At 44.8% G+C, this 3313-nt stretch carries 4 protein-coding genes; all 4 read left to right on the top strand.

The window, feature by feature from the left end; translation table 11 throughout:
* The first annotated feature begins 663 nt into the window (after positions 1-663).
* The 4 genes from C7H09_RS10755 (at position 664) to C7H09_RS10740 (ending at position 3211) form a co-directional block, all read left to right on the top strand.
* Complete coding sequence (locus tag C7H09_RS10755; RefSeq protein ID WP_106762516.1) at positions 664-1005, top strand: hypothetical protein; 342 nt, start codon at positions 664-666, stop codon at positions 1003-1005.
* A gap of 147 nt (positions 1006-1152) precedes the next feature.
* Entirely contained in the window at positions 1153-2061 is a 909-nt protein-coding gene (locus tag C7H09_RS10750) for a hypothetical protein (RefSeq protein WP_106762515.1), read from the top strand.
* 118 nt (positions 2062-2179) lie between these two features.
* Positions 2180-2821, top strand: a complete 642-nt coding sequence (locus tag C7H09_RS10745; protein ID WP_133166225.1) for an SHOCT domain-containing protein — start codon at positions 2180-2182, stop codon at positions 2819-2821.
* Positions 2822-2881: 60 nt separating this feature from the next.
* Positions 2882-3211 carry a hypothetical protein gene (locus tag C7H09_RS10740; RefSeq protein WP_206074315.1) on the top strand — a complete coding sequence of 110 codons (330 nt, stop codon included), beginning with the start codon at positions 2882-2884 and terminating at the stop codon, positions 3209-3211.
* Positions 3212-3313: the final 102 nt, after the last annotated feature.

Raw genomic sequence — 3313 nt, 5'->3', positions numbered from 1 at the left:
TTGCCGAAAAATTTTCGGTTTATTATGCCAGAAACGAGCTTCTGCCGCGCAGACTCCTAGGGCAGCGGAGCAGGCCGTCATGTTGGTTGCCAGGGAATGGTCTTCAAAGTTACCCCCAGCTAACCAGTCGCTTAAGTACGTTCCCGGCCTGACGGCCGTCCACCGGACGCCCTTGTCAGGGCGCCGCTTAGCTTCGCGTTAAATGGAAAAAGTGTGGATCATGAACGCGTACTATGTCACAGCATTGCATAAGTTTATGTATTTCGGCTGACAATTCGGGAGTTATGTAGATGCCTAAGCCATTGCTGATGCTGCTTGGAATTATCTCGATCGGGGTTGGAGTTTGGGGATTGGTCAGCGGGAAAGTTATTGCTGGCTCTCGAGGCCTGCGTTCGAACTTCTACACGAGACAAGACAACCCGCGCTTGTACTATAGCTTCATCTTTATCTACTTCGCTGTTGGCTTTTTCATTGTGAGTCAAATGTTGTGACTAGTGTGGGGTGGGAGTGATTTTGGGTCATACTGTCCAAATTTAACAAGCCGCATCAGTACGCGGCCTATGGCCGCCGGACGTCCCTGACGGGCCGCCGCTGTGCTCCGCGTTAGGCATTAAATGAGAGCTCGGCTAATTTTCATAGATAATCAAATTTATAGGAGGTGTTATGGGCATTGAAGAAAAAATCTTCGAAACTCAATTGGAGAACTGTGTTTTTGAAGCCGCGGAAGTAGATTTCGCCGAAGGACTGGCGCGACTGGCTGTAGACAATGGGTACAACTCACTCTCGCCCAAACAGAAGGCCATTTTGGAGCCTTATCTGTCTGCCTACTGCTCTGGCGTGACTGATCCCGGTGGACATCATAATGAATGTGACGCTTTGCTTGAGGGAGAGGATCTATTAGAAGCTTATCAGTTAAGTGAGGATAGCCAGTCGCTGATGTGTGAAAGTTGCAGGAGTGATCAGGGATACTACCGGCACCAGTGGGAGCGAATATCTGAGGAGTGAATATAGTCTCGCGTTCCTCTTCATCACAAAAAAAGCCTAACAAATGCAGGCACGGCGACGCCTACTACATTGCGCCTTCGGCTCCATTTCGTAGGCGCGCATGCTGCAAGCGTTAGCGTATAAAAAGTCATCGAAAAGGTGTTTTAAATGAAAAAAGAAATAATCAATGCCGAGTATAAAGAGGTGTCTAGTGAAGTATCCAGCACAAGCTCACCATGGATTATTGATGAACTCAATCATAAAAAATTTAGGCTCCTATTGAAGATAACCGCCGCTATTTTTATTTTGGGTGTATTTTTACCTTCAATAGGTTCAAAGAAATTCATTTTTTTTAGTGATTCTTATTCGATATTTACAGGAATATTTGAGCTTTTTCTTAAAGGCAATCTCATATTATTTATTATCCTGTTTACAATCTTAGTTTTATTCCCAATATTCAACTTTCTTTTGCTTTGGAGAGCAACTTCGTTAAATACCCCTCATTCAAGCACGCTTTCGATGATGTCATTTTTCAACAAATTCCGGTTTGCATTTTTAGGTTTTCTTATTTTACTGTTAGCAATTCTTGAATTGGGAGTATTTAAAAAACTAAATCCATCTGCTTATATCTATGTGTATTTGTTTGCCATCGTATCCTTAGCATTTCTTACAAATAAAATATTCGGTCTTTGTGGAGCATCTAGCCTGATAGATGCAGGAGATTTGATTAATAGTAAAATTGACTCATTTAAAACCACAGCAATCGGTTTTTTAAAAAGCTTGGTAAAAATTTCCGTAACTCTCATTGTCATAGTTATTGCTTTCAAAGTTATTACTCCAATTGCATATAAAGCAATAACCCAGGAGGAAACTGCTAGCAACACAGTTTCAAAATCCAGCATCCCGCAAGACAACTCCTTGACTGATCGTGAACAAGATGTATACGACACTTATAATGATGTTGACACAAATAATCCAAATTTTGATATTGGTAATTATTGTCTTGATAAAGAAAAAAGAGGAAATCTAACTTTTGAGGAATGCCTAGGAGTTGCAATTTCAAAGTTTTTTAATTAGCAATTATGTCAATTTACGCTAACAAGGCAATTCACTCGGAAAAACCAGTCGCTGCGCTCCCGGTTTCCCGGTGATTGCGGCGTTAGATTCGAATTGCATCGAGACTTTGGGAGAAATTATGAAAGGGCTCTTTATAGCTCTGTTGGTGATACTCATTTCGGGCTGCTCAACTCACAAGAGTCCGCTCCAGTCGAATGATAAGTTCATTTTCGTCACATCAGACGAAGAAGCAGTTTTCCAGGCCGCTTACGATGCGATGCTCGAGGGCCGTAAAGAGTCTCCCATCGCAGATATCAATGGGCCTATACGTGGGTATAGCCTAACGAGAAAGTGGGGACTGGACTATTGGACATCAATGATCAGAGTTTTCCCTGCTGAGGGGATAACGAATTCAGGCGATGTTGTACGTGGTTATTATCCAGAGGTGTCCGGTGAGGGAACCCTAATAATACGAGGGCCATCAATGGATGAGCGCATTTACGAGGCAGCACTGGAAAAGTTCGAAGCAGTGGGTACGAGGGTAGGTGTCGTAAAGGTTGAGCGTGGGGATTACCTTCTGGAAAGAGATGCGTTTAGGCTGCATGAAAAGGCCTCACTCCGAGACGGCGGAACGATAAAAATTGAGGGATTGGATTCACTCAACTCAGAGACGAGCAGTATCGAGGATCGGCTGCAAGAACTCGAGGATCTGCGCTCTAAGAATCTGATCACCGAGGATGAGTATAAGAATGCTAGAAGCCAAATTTTGGAGGATATCTAACCATCGCAGGCACGGCGACGCCCATTACATTGCGCCTTCGGCTCCATTCCATGGGCGCGCATGCTGCAAGCGTTAAAAAGTCATGGAGACATTCGTATCAAAACTCTAGCTGAACTCTCCTTTGAGTATCTCTGGCTTGTCCTTTTCGCCGGAGAAGACGTGATTGATCTGGATTACTCAGTAAAATGCCAGGAGAACCTATCCGAGTATTTTTCCGCTATGACGCCAGGCGAGAAGGAAGCTTTATCTGCTGTTGCGCGAGAAACTCAAGCAAGGTTGTTGGCAGAGCCTGATGAGCACGGTTACACCCCGCGCAAATTGGTTACTGAGGAGCAACGGGCGTTTCTGGAGGCCTTGGCCTCTGGGGATATTTTTGAGCAATGGGGTTAGACTTTTTAACAAGTCGCAGCAGTACGCGGCCGATGGCCGCCGGACGCCCTTTCCATGGTGCCTTCGGCACCATTCCAAGGTCGCCGCTGTGCTCAGCGTTAT

This window comes from Marinobacter fuscus, assembly GCF_003007675.1.
Taxonomy (GTDB): Bacteria; Pseudomonadota; Gammaproteobacteria; order Pseudomonadales; family Oleiphilaceae; genus Marinobacter; species Marinobacter fuscus.
The sequence above is the reverse complement of the archived record's forward strand: the minus strand, read 5'-3'. Positions and strand labels throughout refer to the sequence as shown.